We start from the raw sequence: 261 nt of genomic DNA, 5'->3' as shown, positions 1-261 counted from the left end.
CCTACATCGTCGTCTTCCTGAACAAGGCGGACATGGTGGACGACGCCGAGCTGCTGGAACTGGTTGAGCTCGAGATTCGCGAGCTTCTGTCCAGCTACGACTTCCCGGGCGACGATATTCCCATCATCAAGGGTTCGGCCCTCCAGGCGCTGAACGGCGAGAAGGGCGAACTGGCCGAGCCGGCCATCATTGCCCTGATGGATGCGGTCGATGCCTACATCCCCAATCCTGAGCGCGCCATCGACAAGCCGTTTTTGATGC

Annotated in this window: 1 protein-coding gene; it reads left to right on the top strand. The window is 60.2% G+C overall.

Annotation, left to right across the window (positions count from 1 at the left end):
- On the top strand, positions 1–261 hold a 261-nt coding region (locus F6V30_RS16955; protein WP_246163608.1), incomplete at both ends, for a GTP-binding protein.

The organism is Oryzomonas sagensis, from assembly GCF_008802355.1.
Taxonomy (GTDB): Bacteria; Desulfobacterota; Desulfuromonadia; order Geobacterales; family Pseudopelobacteraceae; genus Oryzomonas; species Oryzomonas sagensis.
This window is presented reverse-complemented; position numbering and strand designations above follow the sequence as displayed.